This is a genomic window from Bacillus cereus group sp. MG1 (genome assembly GCF_040460035.1).
Lineage (GTDB): Bacteria > Bacillota > Bacilli > Bacillales > Bacillaceae_G > Bacillus_A > Bacillus_A cereus.
The window spans coordinates 930617-948617 of the sequence record NZ_JARVGY010000001.1; the positions used below are offsets into that span (position 1 = coordinate 930617).

Sequence of the window (18001 nt, forward strand, 5' to 3'; positions counted from 1 at the left end):
GCTTTTTCACGCTTCTCTTACTGCACTTTGCATAGATACTGGCTCTTCTTCTACTTTCACTTTGCGCTGCGGCACCATATTAAATACGATATTTAAAAGTACTGCTGACGCACTTCCAAGTACAATTCCGTTATCTGTTAAAATACGAATGCTTTCTGGAAGTTGTGAAAATAATGTAGGAACGACTGTTACGCCAAGCCCAATTCCGACAGAACATGCAACGATTAATAAGTTTTCTTGTTTACCAAAATCAACGCTACTTAACATTTTAATACCATATGCCATAACCATACCGAACATCGCTAACATCGCACCGCCCAGTACTGATTTTGGGATAATTGTGGTAATAGCTGCGATTTTAGGAATGAAACCAAGTACGATTAACATACCACCGCAAGTATAAATAATAACGCGATTTCTTACTCCAGTTAATTGAACAAGTCCTACGTTTTGAGAGTATGTTGTATATGGGAACGCGTTGAAAATGCCACCTAACACCATCGCTAATCCTTCTGCGCGATAGCCTTTTGTTAATTCTTTTTCACCGATTTTTTTATTGCAAATATCAGATAATGCAAAGTATACACCCGTTGCTTCTACAATCCCTACGCAAGCAACTAAAATCATCGTAATAATTGGTGTTAATTCAAATGTTGGTGTACCGAAGTAAAATGGTTGAATACCGTGGAACCAATCCGCCTCTCCAACCGCTTGCAAACTTACTTTCCCCATAAACACTGCAACGATAGTACCGAACAATAAACCTAGCAAAATAGAGATTGAACGAATAAATCCGTCGAAGAAACGATACATAATGATGATAAATAGTAACACACCAAATGCTAATGCTAAATTTTCAAGACTACCGAAATCTTTACTTCCTACTCCTCCAGCCATATCATTAATTGCCGCTGGAACAAGTGTAACTCCAATTACTGTAACGACAGATCCTGTTACAACAGGTGGAAACAGTTTTACAAGTTTTCCAAATAATTTCGCAAAAATAACAACGAATAACCCAGCAGCAATAATTGCTCCATAAATTGAAGACACACCGTATTGTTTTCCAATCGCAATCATCGGTCCAACCGCTGTAAATGTACAACCAAGCACAACTGGAAGCCCAATACCGAAAAAGCGATTTGATAGTGCTTGTAAAATTGTCGCAACGCCGCACATTAATAAATCAATTGAGACTAAATATGTTAACTCTTTTTGATTCAAACCAAGTCCACCGCCCACAATAAGCGGAACGATAATTGCTCCAGCATACATTGCAAGCATATGCTGCATACCAAGCGATGCAATTTTAAATGGATGCTGCTTCATCGTTTATTTCACCTCCGCAGTTTCTTGCTGTACAAATGTAACTGTGCCGTTATCAAGTGATGCAATTTCTGCTAGTGATTCAACACGAACGCCTTGTTCACGAAGCTTCTTTCCTCCATCTTGAAATGCTTTTTCAATAACAATTCCAATTCCTGCAATACTCGCTCCGGCTTGCTCTACTAAACTCATTAAACCTAAAGCAGCCTGACCGTTTGCTAAAAAGTCATCGATGATTAATACACGATCATTTTCATCGATATGATTTCGAGATAATGAAATTTCATTTGTTTCTTGTTTTGTAAATGAATATACGTTTGCAACGTACATATTATCTTGTAACGTTAACGATTTACGTTTTCGTGCAAAAATTACTTTTACACCAAGCTCTAATGCAGCCATAACCGATGGTGCAATGCCTGAAGATTCAATCGTCACGATTTTTGTAATGTTCTCTTCTTTAAAACGTTTAGCAAATTCTTTTCCGATTTCTTGCATAAGTACTGGATCAATTTGATGATTTAAAAAAGCATCTACCTTTAATACGTCACCAGATAAAACCTTTCCTTCGTTCAAAATCTTTTCTTGTAATACTTTCATGTTTGTTCCCCCTCTTATGCAATAAAAAAACTCCAAAAGCCGCCACCACTCGTTACAAGTGAGAGACGCGCTTTTGGAGTTTCGCAAAAAAAGAATGCTAAACAAGCAATTATATTCGTCCTCACTCATAGTCAAAGTATTTACGGTACTTCGGTAGAAACTTGCAGGCCATATCCCCGCGATTATATGAGTGTAGCTAACTATTTATTTTATAGAAGGATTATAACGTACTTTTTATGCTTTGAAAAGCATTTATCAAAAAAACACGTACAAATTTTTAAAAACCACTATCTTTGTTCGAGTTTTGCAAACTCTTTCATTCCCAATTACAACTTCGTTAAAATGATTGGCCCATCTTTTGTAATCGCAATTGTATGCTCATATTGAGCTGATAATTTCCCGTCCATCGTTCGTACAGTCCACCCATTTAAATCTACTTTAGAATATCGCATACCTATATTTACAATCGGTTCAATTGTAATTACCATTCCTTCTTGTAACTGAGGTCCTTGTCCTTGTTTCCCAAAATGAAAAATTGCTGGTTCTTCATGAATCTCTTTACCAATCCCATGTCCCGTAAAGTCTCTTGCGACAGAAAAACCTTCATTTGTTACATAACTTTCAATTGCATAGCCAATGTCTCCTACATGATTACCAATTACCGCCTGATCAATCCCTTTATACAAAGCATTCTCAGCTACTAACAACAACTTTTCTGCTTCATCAGAAACTTTTCCAACTCTATACGTCCAAGCAGAATCTGAAAGACCCCCATTTAAGTTTACTACCGTGTCAATTGTTACAATATTACCCTCAGTTAAAGGAACATCGGCCGGAAACGCATGACACATTTCATCGTTTACAGATGCACATATCGCATATGGATACCCGTTGTAACCTTTCTGTTCAGATGTGGCACCATGCTTTTTTAAATACATTTCAACAAACGTATCAATCTCTTGTGTCGTTATACCTGGCTTTATCATTTTCGCAATTTCTTTATGACATGAAGCAAGTAATTTTCCAGATTCATGCATCAAATCTATTTCATTTTTCGTTTTAATTGTAATCATACTACCTCTACCCTTCCTTGCTAAACCTACTATTTGCTACTAAACTTCTATCATACACACCCTCTACCAAAATTTCAAAACTCTCAATTACAACAAGTAAAAAATATGTATCATATATTTCTAAATCAAAATAAAAAAACAGAAGATCCCTCTGTTTTTTAATCACGTTTACATATATAGTTCATTTTCAAGAACTCAAAACAACCACCATTTGTTTTCTGTATAAACGTTCCAACCGCTTCAAATCCCGCCCTTTTATACACTTTTATCGCTCTCTCATTAAATGTCGCTACTGATAGTGTTATATATTTGCATCCGTATTTTTCTTTGCTAAAAGCTAGTCCAGCATTCACGAACTGTAAACCAAATCCATTGCCAGTTATATCAGGTCTCATTCCAAGTCCTATCTCAACCGTTCCATTATTTATTTTACAAACCGTAAAGAACCCAATGAGAGTACCATTTTCTTTCACAGAAAATATATGATTCCCTCTACTCTCACCCTCTAAAAACTCAGCTAAATCTTCTTCATCTGCCTCTATATCGTAAAAGGAATATTCCCCTTTATAATGCCAGTTATATGCAATCTCTTCCGCCTCTTCTTGCGTCATTACTGTATATGTATAAACCATCTTCTATCCCCCTATAAAAAAAAGCTGCAAGTAAGCAGCTCTTTTTTATAACTCATAAATTTCTTTATACTTCACTTCTAAATAATCTGCTAAGTAATTTGCATTTAACCCTTCGCCTGTTACATCTTCTAAAATTTCAAGTGGCTTTTTCGTTTTACCATATTGGTGAATATGTTCTGTTAACCATTCACGAATTGGTGTTACGTTTCCTTCTTCTAATAATGCATCAAAGTTCGGAATGTCTTTTAACATTCTTTGCTTAAATTGCGCTGCATACATGTAACCAAGCGCATAAGATGGGAAGTATCCAAATGAGCCACCAGCCCAGTGAACATCTTGCAATACACCTTGCGCATCATTTTCCGGACGAATTCCTAAATATGCTTCCATCTTATCATTCCAAGCTGCTGGTAAGTCCTTCACTTGTAATGTACCATCAAATAATTCTTTCTCTAATTCATAACGCACCATAACATGAAGCGGGTATGTAAGCTCATCTGCTTCTATACGAATGAATGACGGCTTCGATTCGTTAATTGCATCATAAAATTCATCGACTGACATATCATCAAATTGACCATTGCTATACTCTTTTAATAAATCATAATTTTTCTTCCAGAATGATTTATTACGGCCGATAAAGTTCTCAAAGAATAACGATTGTGACTCATGAATACCCATAGATGTTCCACTACATAACGGTGTACCTTCAAATTTCTCTGCAATATTTTGTTCATATACAGCATGACCACATTCATGAATTGTTCCAAACACAGCCATGCGGAAATCCTTTTCGTCATAGCGTGTCGTAATACGAACATCCCCTCTATTTAATGTAATCTCGAATGGATGTACTGTTTCATCAAGACGACCTGCTTCAAAGTCATAATTCAATTGCTTTAATAGTTCTAATGTAAAGTTCTTTTGTTTTTCTTTTGAAAATTTTTCCGATAAAGCACTTGTTTTTAATCCTTTTTTAGACTCAGAGATTTCTTTTACAAGCGGCACGATGCGCTCACGAAGTTGACCAAATACGTGATCTAAAACTTCTACTGTAATACCTGGCTCATACATGTCTAATAATGTATTGTATTTATATGTTTCGTAACCCCAATATGTAATAAATTTCTTTTTAAATTCAACAATTTTTTCTAAGTACGGGCGGAACATTTCGAAATCAGATTTTTCGCGAGCTTCTTCCCACACACTCTCTGCTTTCGCTTCTAATTTCACATACGCTTCGTATTCCGCTTGTGGAATTTTCTTATTTCTATCATATTCTTTCCGACACTCTTCAACCATTTTCTTCGTCGTTTCAGAAAGTTTGTCTTCACTTATTAAAGCTTCAAGCTCTGTTAAATAATTTCCCATCTCATCTGAAGTCGACATAGCAAACACTTCTGATGAAAGCATACCAATTACTTCTGAACGTTGATCAACACCTTTTTTAGGCGCCCCTGTTCTTAAGTCCCAAAACATTAAACTTAATGCTTCTCCGTAATTTTGTATCTTCTTCACATATGTTAAAAATTGTTTTTCTACTTCATATGTAGCTACTGTCATCGTATAAAAACCTCCCTTTTCTACCTCAAACTTAATTCGACATGAAAATCTAAATTCCTTTTATAATAGAAAAAAAGCTTGGCAAGCGCCAAGCTTTCTCCTTATAATTCTTTACCTTCTATCGGTAGTACGTTTTTCACCGCTTCTACCACTTTCTCATCTTCTGTATTAGATAAGAAGATTGAAATAGCACCTTTATCGTCGCTCGTACGAATTAAACGACCAATACCTTGACGAAGACGTAAAATCATATATGGTACATCTACATCCCAGAACGGATCATTCACATGTTTACGCTTCGCTTCAAACACCGGATCGTTTGGAGGGAATGGTAATGACCAAATGATAACATGTGATAATGATGAACCAGGAATATCTAAACCTTCCCATAAATGAACGGCACAAAGTACAGTCTCTTCTTCATTTTGGAAACGAGAAACGAGCTGGCTAATTTCCTGATCTCCTTCATATAAGAACGGAACCGACATTTGCTCTTTACTTACATACTCTTTGAACGCTGCAAGTTCTTGCGTTGTACGGAATAATACAAGTGTACGTCCATTTGTTTTTTGTATATTTTCAAGTGTATATTGACACTTTCTTTCCCATTCATTCTCTTTCGTATGCGATAGTAAGTTTACTGCCATTTGCTCCTCATAATCAAACGGTGAGGCAACTGAGAATGATAAGTAATCTTTTACCCCTAAGCTATTCGCTGTAAACGCGAATGAATCGTTATTAGATAATGTAGCAGACGAGAAGATATACGGGATTTTCTTTGAGAATACTTTCTCTTGTAACACTTCTTCAACTGCACGTGGCATAATTACTAACGTGAAGGCTCCATCACCTTCTTCACCCCAAGTAATTACATTTTTCTCATGCATGAACAGACGAAGTGAATGTTCTAATACATCTAAATGCTCATCAACAATATTTAAATCATACGTGTTTACTGTATGCATTTCACTTTCGAATACTAATGCATCTCCAACTTCACCGATTTTTGCATAAAGTCGTTTCGCTTCAGCTGTTACTTTTTCTGTCACAGTAATTTCTAAACGATCAGAACCAGCAATTTCTTTTTTGTTTTCTTGTAACACATCAAAGAATCGCTCTGTTTGCCAAATTGTTTCTTCTACTAAATGTGCAAACTCCTCACGAATATCGTTTTGCAACAATCTTGTTAAAAGTTGCTCCATCATCGTTTGCTTTAAACGGTATGTTAAAGCTTTTTGAGCTGCATATTCTACAAGATGTCCTTCATCGAATACAACACAGCTACTTTCTGGTAATAACGGAATTTGCCCTTCACGCTTACGAGCATCGTACGTCCAAATATGATCCATATAGAAATCTTGAGAACAAATAATTAAATCTGCTGCTTTACGATAATGTTCACGAGAAAGAGTTTGTCCACAACGATGACGAGAATCACAAGTAAAGCAATCTTGGAAGTAATCCCAATTTACTTTTGACCATTCTTCGTCATTTAAAAGTGGAAATTCTTTTCTGTCACCATAGTGAGTAAAGTTTTGCATTGTACCATGATCGAATACAAACTGTGGTAACTCGTAATATACGTCTTCAATTACTTCTGGAGCTCGTCCACTCATAACATCTTCAAGTTTACGTAAGCATAAATAATTATCCATTGATTTTGCAAGCCTTACATCAACAGATAGCCCTAATGCTTCAGATAATTTCGCAATGTCCCCTTCTTCTTTCACAAGCTGCTCAATTAACGTTTCATCTGCACAAGCAATAATAGCTGGCTTCCCAGTATAACGCGCGTAACAAATTGCATATAGAAGATATACAATTGTTTTCCCTGTTCCTACACCAGCTTCTGCGAACATAACTTTCTTTTCTTGGAAAGCGCGTTCTAACTGAAACGCCATAAAAATTTGTTCATCACGCTCTTCAAAGCCTTTTTCCGGAAGGATGTCGTAAAACACATCTCCAATCCACTCATTCAACTTATCATAAAAATTATCTTGTTTTCCTACTTCAAATGGTAATCTCTTCTCAGTAAACATCCTTAGCCTCCAACCAAAAAGTTTTTCTATAAAAAGATAATAGCAACTGCTACGCATATGTGTGCAGCCACTTTCCCCTGTTGCAATACATAGAAATTCACGAAAAAAAATTTTCCTTTCGAAAAAGGAAAATTTTCTTCTATATTAATGACTTTAAATACCGTTTATCAATCGCTGTTTCATGTGAAAGAGCTGACAAATATTCTTCTTGTGCTTTTTGTATTTCATCTGCAATCGCACCTTGACTATCCACTTCTTTTCCGAGCTCATCATACGTACGGTGAATAGCTTTTTGAATCATTGATAATTGAAAATTATCCATATGACTTCCTCCTTTACGCATTACATAATAGCCAGTATATGCGCGCTGGAGGAGTTGTATACTATGAATTACGCGGTGGACGTTTTCCGAAGTATTGGTAGTAATCTGTACGGATAAATCCGTTAAACAGCTTACGCTTCTTCGACGCTTCTTTTCCGTAACACTTCTCAAATGCTTCATAGCTTGTTAATACATACGCTGACCATGTATCTAATGGGCGGAATACTTGTCCCATTTCTTTGTACAGTTGTTCAACGAGTGCTTTTTCACTTAAACGTTCTCCGTATGGAGGATTCGTTACAACGTAGCCATAATCCTCTTTTGTTGTGAAATCTTTTACTTGCATTTGTTTAAATGTAATTAAATCGCCCAAGCCTACTTCTTCTGCGTTATCTTGAGCAACTCGAATCATACGATGATCAATATCGGATCCAATGATTTGTAATCGTTGATCATAGTTCGCTAAATCTTCAGCTTCTTGACGAGCTTCACGCCAGTTTTGTTTACCTACCCAGCCCCACTCGTCAGATGCGAAACCACGGTTAAATCCTGGTGCAATGTTTTGTCCAATTAATGCTGCTTCAATCGGAATTGTACCTGATCCACAGAATGGATCAACAAATGGACGATCTGGCTTCCAGTTTGTTAATTTAATTAAAGACGCAGCTAATGTTTCTTTTAACGGAGCTTCCCCTTGATCCATACGGTATCCACGTTTATGAAGTCCAACACCGCTCGCATCAATTGTTAATGTTGCAATATCCTTTAGCATTGCAATCTCGATACGGAATAACGGACCATCTTCTTCAAACCAAGTTGTACGTTTATATGTTGTTTTTAATTTTTCAACGACAGCTTTTTTAACGATACGTTGGCAATCCGAAACACTGAATAATTCAGATTTTAAAGATTTTCCGATAACAGGGAATTCGCCATTATCTGGAATATAATCTCCCCAGTTTAATGCTTTCGTTTTTTCAAATAGCTCATCAAATGTTGTTGCTTTAAATTCGCCAACTTTAATTTTTACACGGTCCGCAGTACGTAACCATAAATTCGTGCGACAAATCGCCTTTTCATCTGCTTCAAATGTTACTTTGCTGTTTTCTACTTGACATTCATAACCAAGATCGCGAACTTCTCGGGCAACTAACGCTTCAATACCCATTGCCGCTGTTGCAATTAAAGTAACTTTTCCCATTTGCATTCACCTCTTATGTATATTCAAACAATAATTAATAGCAATTGGTCCTATTAATCATTACATTTTACGAAAAATTTTCTCATTAACCATTTTAACTCATACTTTATAACTTCATACAAATAAAAAGCCCTCCTCTAACAAAGGAGAGCTGAGTTATTTCATAGTTGGTTCATAACGTTCTGTAAGCCATGTTCTGTTCCTTTGTACTACAAACGGCCCACGCCTCGTACTCCGGTGGCAATCATCTATCTACAGGTTATAAAACCTGTCCTTTCCCGTCGTTCATTTCCTTGGAAAAGATTCCCCTACCATTATTTGGGTTTCTCGCTCGTGGGGTTTACCTCGTTCCACTCCTATCATTTCTTCAAGGACTTCGTCACTGTGGCACTTTAAAGGTAGTCAAACCATATCCGAAAGGACTTAGGTTTTTTCCCTGCCGTTAAACCAGCCTTACAGCCAGAATACCCTAGCTTATGAATTGGCTAGGCACGAACACTACAGCCATCTCAGGCCGTGCGAGCATGGACTTTCCTCTACAACGTTGGCGTTGCAGCGATTACCCAAACGTTATGACATCCATTAGTATAGTGGAAACAAAAAGATTTTGCAACGTTTTTTTCTATGTAAAATGCTTAAACCTTTTCCCACCTTACATCATTCGTATAACTTACTTCCAAATACAGCTTTTTCTAAGTTAGATAAGCGTTTTAAAATATCCGTATTCGTGTTGTTATAAACTGGTTGTGCAACTGGTGTTTGTACAGGTTGTTGTGGAACTTGCGTTACTGCTAGTTTTTGTTCCTCTAATTCACGCTTTAAACGAGCATTTTGTTGCTTTAATTGCTCAAACTCTTTGTGGAAAGCTTCATAGTCTTTAATGATCATATCAAGAAACTTGTCTACTTCTTCTTGCTGATAACCTCTCATACCTGTTTTAAATTCTTTTTCTAAAATATCTTTCGCTGTTAATTTAATTTTATCCGAAATCATTTTCTTCACCTCAAATTTTTACCAAAACTTTCATTAACTAAATTTTTTCAGAAACAATGCTTTTTGTCAATCATATATACGAGTACTATATTACATATTACTCTGCATTATTCCACTGTTCCTCTTCTATTATATCTTGTAAATCAGAAAAAAGAATGAAATAACTGTGATAATTTTCTATTTCCCCTTTTTTCTTTGCTGATTCTACAATATATTTGGGACTTCCTGGTTTTTCTTCATCGTATACCGCTAAAAGCGCATCACTTTTTTCAATAAAAAATTGATTTTTTAATTTAAATTGCTCTGGGCTTTCATACTTCCGTTTCGTGATACTATCAACATGGTCTGCTTGAGAAAGAATAAATTCGTAATATTCACGATTATCTTCTTTCCAATTTTCTTCTTGTTCTAAAAACGGAGTGAATACCGCTAATTTTAAATCAGGATATTCTACTTGCATTTCAAAAACAACTTCAGCAGCCCATAATTCTACACCTAATTGGCCACTTATTATAACCCACTCTAAACCATCTTCTACAAAATTGGTTAATTTACGGTGTAATGCTTTCTTTATACACTCCACTCCTGGATGATCATTTTTAAATATTCCAAGTTCAAATGGCTTATATCCTGTTACTGCAATAACTTTCATATCAACACTCCAATTACAAAAAAAGAACTAGCATTTCGCTAGTTCTAACATATCATTTACTTTTTAAACATTCCACCAACGTTTGGTCCGATATTTGGACCGAATGGTGATACGTTTGGTCCAATATTCGGTCCGAATGGTGATACGTTTGGTCCAAACGGAGATACATTTGGTCCTGGACCAAATGGTGATACGTGATGTCCATGATGTCCATGATGTCCATGACCACACGGTCCACATCCGCCACCGAATCCTGGGTCGATTGGGTCCACAACATTTACATTTGAATTTGTTTGTGGGAAGAAGTTTTGGTTTTTAATTTGTTGATGATGTACATGTGTTGTATGTGTTGGGAAAATGTGTGGCACCACCGTTGTTGAAAAAGAGTGTGTTACGCATTGTTTCGTCGGATGAATGACAGGAGCAGTCGTACAAATAGGTCCTGTAGGCTTATGCCCTCCAAAGCAAGGATGACAATGATGCATAGTTTTTTCTCTCCTCTCTCGTTAAAAAAATCTGATTACACTTTACAGTATGAGAAAAGAGAGAAAGCCGTTTGTTATATATACCCATTTATTACAAGGAAATTTGTCTAGTCCTTTATTTCATTTACATTGTTTTTATAGACAATCCTTCAACATCACTTACCAAAAAAGCCTCCAACTTGCTTTACAATACCTGTCACTTGATTCATCGCATTCATCATTTGTCCAGCTGTATTCATCATTTTATTTACATCATAGTTACCATCTGATGTTTTAAATTGAGAAACAAAACTAGAAAACTGGCTTGGCTGTTGTTGCTTTTGCTTACCCTGCGTCGGGTACGGTTGTTTTGGTGGATAAAACATCGCTTGTTGATTAGCATACGGCGATGGTGGTGGCATATAATATTGCGAATTCATATAAGGCTGCTGCTGTGGTTGATTCATGTATGGTTGCTGAGCTTGTGATTGTTGAACTTGATTCACATAAGGTTGCTGCTGTTGTGGTTGTTGAGCTTGATTCATAAAGGACACTTCAAACGGTTGATAATAATTTTGATTTCCATAATAAGGATCGAAAGGATACATATTATACCGTAAATATGTATCCGTATTATATTGGTACATATTTTGCTGTGCATATGGATTCGTTTGCTGATATACGTTAGGTTGTTGAAACATGCATTCTCTCCTCCTTCACATAAGTTTCTACATATATAATATGTACCTATAAAATAATATGTGTGATGGAATATATGTCTATTTTTGTCGGAAGTTTAAATTTTTAAAAAATTAAAAAAGAAAACCCTTCCATGCTATGATAATTAAGAAGAAGATTCTCATGGGGGAGGAATCAACATGGTATTAGGGGATTTAAAACAAGCGTTTTCTCAAAAAAAGGGGTATTGCACAGAGAATGCAAATGAATTATTAGACTTTGCGAGACATTGGTATCTCGAAGGAAAAATATGCATATCAGATTATCGAACATTAATAAAAGAATTAGAAATAAACGGCGCAACAAAACCTACAACAATGACAGAAGCATAAAAATAACAAGAGGGCTCTCCCTCTTGTTATTTACATTGCTCAACTATATTTTGCAAAGTATACGAAATGGCTTGGTGTGTTTCAAAGAATCGTTTACCTTTACCTTTATTTACAAAGCATTGCAACACATTCGTTTGTAAATTATCGTATACTTGATCAATTTGCTGTACATGTATATACTTTGGCTTTTCTTCTTTAATCCACGTATAAGCTAGTTCTTTCCACTTCTTTAATTCCTCATCTACCATATCTACAAACGGTTTCATATCCTTATAAAAGTCGTATTCAGTTAGTTCTCTTTTTTTTACATTCGCTTCATTATTATACTGCATGAGTTTTTCTGAAGACTGTATTAATGCTTCATTCTTCATTTCTTTCCCACCTTATTATGCACTCACTACGACGTTTTGAAATGTCTTCACCCAATTCCCTTTTTCTTCGTGATGCACTAATTTATTTTCCATATGTTCAATATGCATTTCTGTTATTTCTATCTTATTACATATTTTTTCACTCGCATCCTTTAATGCATGATTCATTCTAATCCCTATATTCATTTCCAGCAAATCGAGAGAACTTAACATTTGATCCATTTTTTTCATTACATCTTCCTTCTGAACCATCGCCATATACAAAACGCCTCCTTCTTTGCTTTTCCTTTGTCATGTAATTTCGCCGAATGATTCACCACTCCTGCCCACATGACAAAACTAGTTGTTATTCGTCAAAGAAATCATTTCGTATGTCATTTATAGAAATGGTAACAATACAAAAAGGAGGTGTATTACAATGGCAAAGAACAAAAATGAAAAAAAGAAAAACCAAAACAAACAACAAAATAAACCCGAGACTGGCAATCCAAAGCTAGATGGTCCAAACTTCCCTGCTACATAAAGCGAGACTTTATTACGAACATTTAAATTTCAAATCATCCTTAATCTCCTACTAGCATTACGTTTTGAAATTAAAGTTGTAGCACGCATAGCAGGATTTTTTCAAATTAAGAAGTCCCGTCTTCAAAATGGAAGACGGGACTTCTTTTTTATTATATCATGAACTCATCGATCCTTTTAGCAAAACGGTTTACGATAGATAGCCTATAGATTTGTTCTCTCTTTCTTCTATACCATTCTGTTATATTAACTTCCCCTTTAGGTTCTTCAAGTACAAATAGCACATTCATTTTCATATTTGCACAAAACCAATCTCTCATTTTTATTTCTTCATGTAAAATAACAGGATAAATATCTCTAAGTGTTGGCGTATAAGACTTTCGAGTTTCCTTTGCGTAAACTTCATAATCTTCTCTAGACCCAGTATGTGTAGTTTGCAGTGCAAACTTATAAAACGAACCATTATAAATTGGATGAAACAATAACCATGCTAATTTTTTTCCTAGTTCTATACGCTTTTGTAACGTTTCAAATTGATAAACCGAAAACCCATACATTCTCCCTTCAATTGTTGGGAAGATAACTGCACTAATATGAAGTCTTTCTTGTACTTTAAAAAGTGCAGTATGGAATACATGTTTTTTAAAATATGTGTTCTCAATGACTGGTTTTTGAATTTTATTTTGTTCATTTATAATAAGCGCTGTCATAAGTCTATTCATATCTCTTCTTTCCCAGAAAAGTAACCATTCTTTTTCCATAAAAATTGATACATTGAAGTATTGCAACAAATGAAAGAGAGGTGCATGTCTCTTCTTACTTTCCTCATACAATAATAGCTGAGGAAATGCATCTAAAAAAATAATCCAATTAGCCTGTTCGTACAGAAGAAATAAATGTTTTTTTACCGTTCTAGGTAAAACAGTAGCATAATATCTCCCTTCTAAATCAGTCATATTCCAGCCCGCATTTCTCGAAACCATACTCGCTAAAAAGGCCCACCTGATTTCACTATTTCTTAAATAATATTCTTGATAAGATTGTGTCCGAGAAATATTGTCCACATTAGCTATTTCTGTTTTCTTTTTAATATTGTGAATGATTGCTTTTTCTTCCTCTATACAAAAATTTTTTTCTCGATTTTGTTTAATTTTCATATAATCATTCCATGTAAACATAAATAAGTCATCATACCTTTCATCAAAAAGGTCACATCTTTTTTCATTTTTTGATATAATCACCTTTGTAAGTAATTCTTAGCAAGTTGGGGGTGGACACACTATGACCATTCGTTACCCAAATGGAAAAAGGTATAATCAAGCTTCACAACCTCAAAAAACACCTATAAAAACACATACTTATAGTAATAGAGGTATGTCCCTTGAAGAGGAATTGAATGAAACAAATCAATATTACTTAACCCATAATATTGCATGTGTACATAAAAAGCCTACACCTCTTCAAATTGTAAAAGTAGATTACCCCGCTCGAAGTGCTGCAGTGGTAAAAGAAGCGTATTTTAAACAACCTTCTACAACAGATTACAACGGTGTATACAAAGGGAAATACATCGATTTTGAAGCAAAGGAAACCAAAAATAAAACTAGTTTCCCACTTCAAAACTTCCACCTTCATCAAATTGAACATATGAAGCAAGTGGTTGCTCATAATGGAATTGCATTTGTTATTATTAAATTTACACTTTTTGATGAATTTTATTTACTAGATGCAAAACATATTATTGCATTTTGGAATCGTCAAAATACTGGTGGACGCAAGTCGATTACGAAAGAAGAAATAGAAGAGCATGGATCCTTATTATCATGCGGTTATCACCCTCGGATTGACTATATCCGTGTACTAGACATGGTTTATTTTTCGTGATAGAGTCATCACTAAGGCTCTTTTTTCGACTTTTGGGGGAGAGAATGAAAGGTAGGAGAAAGTATAATGTCAGATAATTATCGTTCTCGTACAGAACGAAATCATGTGAAAAATCAAGAGAAAAAAACACATAAAGAAGAAAAACCAAAGAAAAAAGGCTCCTTTTTCAAGAAATTCCTTATAGGTTGTCTACTTCTTGGTATCGTTGGTCTTGTAGCCGGCGTTTCCGCTTTCTTTGTTATGGTAAAGGACGCTCCAAAATTAGACAAATCCAAACTTGTTAATCCTTTATCAACAAAGTTTCTCGATAAAAACGGAAATTTCTTCTATGAATACGGTGCTGAAAAACGAACACATGTTACTTATGATCAAATTCCAAAAGTAGTTGAAAATGCATTTCTTGCAACTGAGGATTCGCGTTTCTATGATCATAATGGAATTGATTTTAAAAGAACTACAAAAGCAGTTATGGAAAATGTCACTGGTGGTTTCGGTTCCCAAGGTGGTAGTACGATTACACAGCAAGTCGTTAAAAACTACTTTCTAACGATGGACAAAACTGCTAAAAGAAAAGTGCAAGAATGGTACTTATCTTACAAATTAGAGCAACAATACTCTAAACATGAGATTTTAGAAATGTACTTAAATAAGATTAATTTAGGTAACCGTTCATACGGTATTGCGACAGCAGCGCAAAAATATTATGGTAAAGATTTAAAAGACTTGCAATTACATGAAGCTGCTATGCTCGCTGGTTTACCCCAAGGTCCAAACATTTATGATCCAACAAAAAAGGAAAATGTTGAACGAGCAACAAATCGTCGTAATGTCGTATTATCATTAATGAATCGACATGGTTATATAACAAAAGAAGAAATGAATAACGCCGTTAAGATTCCAGTAACTGAGGGCCTTCAACCGTCTTCAGAAGTAACTGAGATGAAGTATCAAGCATTTTTAGATGCGGTTGTAAAAGAAGTTGAAAAAGAATATCCTGATGTAAATATCGGTTCAGATGGTTTAACGATTCATACAACACTTGATCAAGATGCTCAAGATTACGCCGACAAAATTATGGATGGCAATCTTATTAAGTATCCGGACGATCAATTCCAAGGGTCATTCGTATTTATGGATACACAGTCTGGAGAAGTTCGAGCAATTGGTGCTGGACGTAAAGAAAGTAAGTCTACTTTCAAAGGTCATAATATGGCAACTGATTTAAAACGCCAAGTTGGTTCAACAATGAAACCAATTTTCGACTACGGTCCGGCAATTGAAAATTTACAATGGTCTACATACCATCAATTAAACGACTCAGAGTATACGTATTCCAATGGTAAGAAAATACAAAATGCAACAAAGAGTTACAAAGGTGACGTTTCACTACGTGAAGCTTTGAAAAAGTCATTAAACATTCCAGCTTTAAAGACAGCACAAACAGTTGGTCTTAATAAGTCAAAAGAATTTGCTGAAGGTTTAGGCATGACCTTTAAAGAAGGAAAAGTCTACGAATCAACAGCAATCGGTAGTAACGATAGTTCTCCATTAGAAGTAGCAGGTGCATATGCAACCTTTGGTAATAGTGGTAACTATAATAAACCACACTTCGTAAAAGAAGTAACCTTCCCGGACGGGAAAAAGAAAAGCTTTAAACCGAAAGAACATCGCGCAATGCAAGACTATACAGCTTATATGGTTACTGACGTTCTTCGTGACGTAGTAAAACCTGGTTCTGGTGGTACAGGTCCAACAGCATACGTTTCAGGTGTTGACGTAGCAGGTAAAACAGGAACACAAAACTTTGATGAATCAGTTCTTCAAAAATATGACATCCCAGCTGATGCAAACAGAGATAGCTGGTTTGCTGGATATACGCCACAATACACAATGGCTGTTTGGACCGGTTACGAAAAAGATGGTCCAAAAAATTATGTTAGCGATCGCTCCACTAGAATTGCACAGCAAATGTTCCAAGTAATGATGAGCAAATTCGCTACAGATAAATCACGCTTTGAACGTCCTTCTTCTGTACAAGAAATAAACGGAGAGTTATACGTAAAAGGTGCGAAAAAAGATGCAATTAAACAAATTAAAGTAGATGCTCCTAGTGGTCTGAATGTCACTTTTGATGGCGCTAGCACAGTTACACTAAACTGGTCTGGACCAGCAGAAGTTGATGCATATGCAGCCAGCTATAAAGCAACTGACGGTTCAAGTGGTAGCCTATCAATAAGTGGTACGACAGCTACTCTTGGTGGTATTAAACCAGGTGTTACTTACAGCTTCTCTGTAGTAGCGAAAAAAGGTACTGGCACAAGCCCAGCAGTTGGTGCATCCTTCACTGCGCCTGGCGGAACTCCAGATGCAAAAAAAGCTGAAGAAGAGGCTAAGAAAAAGGCCGATGAAGAAGCTAAGAAAAAAGCTGATGAGGAAGCCCAGAAAAAGGCTAATGAAGATAAAGTAAAACAAGACGAAGCTAAGAAAAAGGCTGAAGAAGAGGCTAAGAAACAACAAGAACAGCAACAGCAAGAACAACAACGTAAACAGCAAGAAGAAGCTCAAAAGAAAGCTGATGAGGAAGCTAGAAGGAAAGCTGAAGAAGAAGCTAAGAAGAAAGCTGAAGAAGAGGCCAAGAAAAAAGCTGAAGAAGAGGCTAAGAAACAACAAGAACAGCAACACCAAAATCCCGGAGGAGATACACCTCACGCAGACGGTGCTGTTGTTACAACAGAGTCCTAATATACAAAAAAAGAAGTCCGTTTCTCTTAACGAGAAGCGGACTTCTTTTTTGTTATCATTTTCTTTACATACAGCTTTTCTATTTCGATATACAACTGCGCTAATTGAATATAAGAATGATAATTACTCGGTTTCTTTATAATGAATGAATATCTTTCCATAAAATTAACAGGTTGCACTTTTAATTTATTCGTATTTATTTGCATTTCATTCAAACTATGAACAGGTTGTTCATTTAGCCAATAGACAACCGATAACAAGTGAGCTGCAAAAAGAATCATTGGTCCCTCAGCCTCTTGCTTATTTCTATTTCGAAACAGTATAGCAATGTCTTCATGCTTATTTTTCCATACATTCAACATCACTGGAATGCTGTTTTCAATTTCCTTCCATGGCTCATACTGTCTTTCAATATCAAATATAAAGTAAGTATTTTGTATTATCTCTTGAAAAGAATTGTCTGTATGATACTTAATTAAATTTACACTTTCTTTAAAAAATGGTAAACAGTGAAATTCTTTCGGTATTTCTATAACTCGTTCCATCC

Annotated in this window: 20 protein-coding genes, 1 other RNA gene and 1 riboswitch; of the genes, 4 read left to right on the forward strand and 17 right to left on the reverse strand. The window is 35.7% G+C overall.

Features of this window, described 5'->3' with window-relative positions; genetic code table 11:
• Positions 1-6: 6 nt before the first annotated feature.
• From pbuX to QCI79_RS04690, 13 genes are all read right to left on the reverse strand, one after another.
• On the reverse strand, positions 7-1329 hold the full coding sequence (gene pbuX / locus QCI79_RS04630; RefSeq protein WP_021728647.1) for a xanthine permease PbuX: 1323 nt from the start codon (positions 1327-1329) through the stop codon (positions 7-9).
• A 3-nt stretch (positions 1330-1332) separates the two neighbouring features.
• Positions 1333-1926 (reverse strand): xanthine phosphoribosyltransferase, encoded by a 594-nt coding sequence (locus QCI79_RS04635; RefSeq protein WP_000866496.1) that lies wholly within the window; start codon positions 1924-1926, stop codon positions 1333-1335.
• Between the two features lie 108 nt (positions 1927-2034).
• Positions 2035-2136: riboswitch (purine riboswitch) on the reverse strand.
• 116 nt (positions 2137-2252) lie between these two features.
• Positions 2253-2999, reverse strand: coding sequence for a type I methionyl aminopeptidase (locus QCI79_RS04640; protein WP_000628415.1), 747 nt, complete (start codon positions 2997-2999; stop codon positions 2253-2255).
• Between the two features lie 158 nt (positions 3000-3157).
• Entirely contained in the window at positions 3158-3631 is a 474-nt protein-coding gene (locus QCI79_RS04645) for a GNAT family N-acetyltransferase (RefSeq protein WP_021728646.1), read from the reverse strand.
• Positions 3632-3676: 45 nt separating this feature from the next.
• The gene (gene ypwA / locus QCI79_RS04650) at positions 3677-5194 is read right to left on the reverse strand and encodes a carboxypeptidase (RefSeq protein WP_021728645.1); all 1518 of its coding nucleotides are present in this window, start codon (positions 5192-5194) and stop codon (positions 3677-3679) included.
• 101 nt (positions 5195-5295) lie between these two features.
• Positions 5296-7233: an ATP-dependent DNA helicase gene (locus tag QCI79_RS04655; protein WP_021728644.1), complete on the reverse strand. Its 1938-nt coding sequence runs from the start codon at positions 7231-7233 to the stop codon at positions 5296-5298.
• Positions 7234-7372: 139 nt separating this feature from the next.
• Positions 7373-7555 carry a DUF3921 family protein gene (locus tag QCI79_RS04660; protein ID WP_021728643.1) on the reverse strand — a complete coding sequence of 61 codons (183 nt, stop codon included), beginning with the start codon at positions 7553-7555 and terminating at the stop codon, positions 7373-7375.
• 61 nt (positions 7556-7616) lie between these two features.
• Positions 7617-8756 (reverse strand): THUMP domain-containing class I SAM-dependent RNA methyltransferase, encoded by a 1140-nt coding sequence (locus QCI79_RS04665; RefSeq protein WP_021728642.1) that lies wholly within the window; start codon positions 8754-8756, stop codon positions 7617-7619.
• A gap of 180 nt (positions 8757-8936) precedes the next feature.
• Positions 8937-9327, reverse strand: an RNA gene (gene rnpB, locus QCI79_RS04670) — RNase P RNA component class B.
• An 86-nt stretch (positions 9328-9413) separates the two neighbouring features.
• Positions 9414-9749 (reverse strand): cell division regulator GpsB, encoded by a 336-nt coding sequence (gpsB, locus tag QCI79_RS04675; RefSeq protein ID WP_000622431.1) that lies wholly within the window; start codon positions 9747-9749, stop codon positions 9414-9416.
• A 97-nt stretch (positions 9750-9846) separates the two neighbouring features.
• Positions 9847-10401 (reverse strand): SLOG family protein, encoded by a 555-nt coding sequence (locus QCI79_RS04680; RefSeq protein WP_000862915.1) that lies wholly within the window; start codon positions 10399-10401, stop codon positions 9847-9849.
• Positions 10402-10457: 56 nt separating this feature from the next.
• Complete coding sequence (locus QCI79_RS04685) at positions 10458-10886, reverse strand: CotD family spore coat protein (protein ID WP_000546268.1); 429 nt, start codon at positions 10884-10886, stop codon at positions 10458-10460.
• Positions 10887-11041: 155 nt separating this feature from the next.
• Positions 11042-11566, reverse strand: a complete 525-nt coding sequence (locus QCI79_RS04690; RefSeq protein ID WP_021728641.1) for a YppG family protein — start codon at positions 11564-11566, stop codon at positions 11042-11044.
• A 177-nt stretch (positions 11567-11743) separates the two neighbouring features.
• Here QCI79_RS04690 and QCI79_RS04695 point away from each other — a divergent pair, with 177 nt between their 5' ends.
• Complete coding sequence (locus QCI79_RS04695; RefSeq protein ID WP_000242652.1) at positions 11744-11935, forward strand: YppF family protein; 192 nt, start codon at positions 11744-11746, stop codon at positions 11933-11935.
• 26 nt (positions 11936-11961) lie between these two features.
• Here the strand turns inward: QCI79_RS04695 and QCI79_RS04700 are convergent, their stop codons facing one another.
• Complete coding sequence (locus QCI79_RS04700; RefSeq protein WP_000786940.1) at positions 11962-12306, reverse strand: YppE family protein; 345 nt, start codon at positions 12304-12306, stop codon at positions 11962-11964.
• A gap of 15 nt (positions 12307-12321) precedes the next feature.
• Positions 12322-12564 (reverse strand): hypothetical protein, encoded by a 243-nt coding sequence (locus QCI79_RS04705; RefSeq protein WP_001252036.1) that lies wholly within the window; start codon positions 12562-12564, stop codon positions 12322-12324.
• Between the two features lie 85 nt (positions 12565-12649).
• Between QCI79_RS04705 and QCI79_RS04710 the strand changes: the two genes are divergently transcribed.
• Entirely contained in the window at positions 12650-12829 is a 180-nt protein-coding gene (locus QCI79_RS04710; protein ID WP_001987054.1) for a hypothetical protein, read from the forward strand.
• A 151-nt stretch (positions 12830-12980) separates the two neighbouring features.
• Here the strand turns inward: QCI79_RS04710 and QCI79_RS04715 are convergent, their stop codons facing one another.
• Complete coding sequence (locus tag QCI79_RS04715) at positions 12981-14006, reverse strand: DUF2515 domain-containing protein (RefSeq protein ID WP_000495650.1); 1026 nt, start codon at positions 14004-14006, stop codon at positions 12981-12983.
• Positions 14007-14109: 103 nt separating this feature from the next.
• Between QCI79_RS04715 and recU the strand changes: the two genes are divergently transcribed.
• On the forward strand, positions 14110-14712 hold the full coding sequence (gene recU / locus QCI79_RS04720) for a Holliday junction resolvase RecU (protein ID WP_000155598.1): 603 nt from the start codon (positions 14110-14112) through the stop codon (positions 14710-14712).
• A 66-nt stretch (positions 14713-14778) separates the two neighbouring features.
• Positions 14779-17454 carry a PBP1A family penicillin-binding protein gene (locus QCI79_RS04725; protein ID WP_021728640.1) on the forward strand — a complete coding sequence of 892 codons (2676 nt, stop codon included), beginning with the start codon at positions 14779-14781 and terminating at the stop codon, positions 17452-17454.
• Between the two features lie 26 nt (positions 17455-17480).
• On the opposite strand, the gene QCI79_RS04730 is transcribed toward QCI79_RS04725, so the two are convergent.
• Complete coding sequence (locus tag QCI79_RS04730) at positions 17481-17999, reverse strand: YpoC family protein (RefSeq protein ID WP_000442655.1); 519 nt, start codon at positions 17997-17999, stop codon at positions 17481-17483.
• Positions 18000-18001 lie beyond the last annotated feature (2 nt).

What these genes read in the sequence shown, in the direction of transcription:
- QCI79_RS04640 (WP_000628415.1), bottom strand. Translation starts at nt 2,999, where the DNA reads ATGATTACAATTAAAACGAAAAATGAAATAGATTTGATGCATGAATCT.
- QCI79_RS04660 (WP_021728643.1), bottom strand. Translation starts at nt 7,555, where the DNA reads ATGGATAATTTTCAATTATCAATGATTCAAAAAGCTATTCACCGTACG.
- QCI79_RS04715 (WP_000495650.1), bottom strand. Translation starts at nt 14,006, where the DNA reads ATGTTTACATGGAATGATTATATGAAAATTAAACAAAATCGAGAAAAA.
- QCI79_RS04680 (WP_000862915.1), bottom strand. Translation starts at nt 10,401, where the DNA reads ATGAAAGTTATTGCAGTAACAGGATATAAGCCATTTGAACTTGGAATA.
- QCI79_RS04635 (WP_000866496.1), bottom strand. Translation starts at nt 1,926, where the DNA reads ATGAAAGTATTACAAGAAAAGATTTTGAACGAAGGAAAGGTTTTATCT.
- QCI79_RS04645 (WP_021728646.1), bottom strand. Translation starts at nt 3,631, where the DNA reads ATGGTTTATACATATACAGTAATGACGCAAGAAGAGGCGGAAGAGATT.
- QCI79_RS04665 (WP_021728642.1), bottom strand. Translation starts at nt 8,756, where the DNA reads ATGGGAAAAGTTACTTTAATTGCAACAGCGGCAATGGGTATTGAAGCG.
- gpsB (WP_000622431.1), bottom strand. Translation starts at nt 9,749, where the DNA reads ATGATTTCGGATAAAATTAAATTAACAGCGAAAGATATTTTAGAAAAA.
- QCI79_RS04705 (WP_001252036.1), bottom strand. Translation starts at nt 12,564, where the DNA reads ATGGCGATGGTTCAGAAGGAAGATGTAATGAAAAAAATGGATCAAATG.
- QCI79_RS04685 (WP_000546268.1), bottom strand. Translation starts at nt 10,886, where the DNA reads ATGCATCATTGTCATCCTTGCTTTGGAGGGCATAAGCCTACAGGACCT.
- recU (WP_000155598.1), top strand. Translation starts at nt 14,110, where the DNA reads ATGACCATTCGTTACCCAAATGGAAAAAGGTATAATCAAGCTTCACAA.
- QCI79_RS04695 (WP_000242652.1), top strand. Translation starts at nt 11,744, where the DNA reads ATGGTATTAGGGGATTTAAAACAAGCGTTTTCTCAAAAAAAGGGGTAT.
- QCI79_RS04725 (WP_021728640.1), top strand. Translation starts at nt 14,779, where the DNA reads ATGTCAGATAATTATCGTTCTCGTACAGAACGAAATCATGTGAAAAAT.
- ypwA (WP_021728645.1), bottom strand. Translation starts at nt 5,194, where the DNA reads ATGACAGTAGCTACATATGAAGTAGAAAAACAATTTTTAACATATGTG.
- QCI79_RS04690 (WP_021728641.1), bottom strand. Translation starts at nt 11,566, where the DNA reads ATGTTTCAACAACCTAACGTATATCAGCAAACGAATCCATATGCACAG.
- QCI79_RS04730 (WP_000442655.1), bottom strand. Translation starts at nt 17,999, where the DNA reads ATGGAACGAGTTATAGAAATACCGAAAGAATTTCACTGTTTACCATTT.
- pbuX (WP_021728647.1), bottom strand. Translation starts at nt 1,329, where the DNA reads ATGAAGCAGCATCCATTTAAAATTGCATCGCTTGGTATGCAGCATATG.
- QCI79_RS04700 (WP_000786940.1), bottom strand. Translation starts at nt 12,306, where the DNA reads ATGAAGAATGAAGCATTAATACAGTCTTCAGAAAAACTCATGCAGTAT.
- QCI79_RS04655 (WP_021728644.1), bottom strand. Translation starts at nt 7,233, where the DNA reads ATGTTTACTGAGAAGAGATTACCATTTGAAGTAGGAAAACAAGATAAT.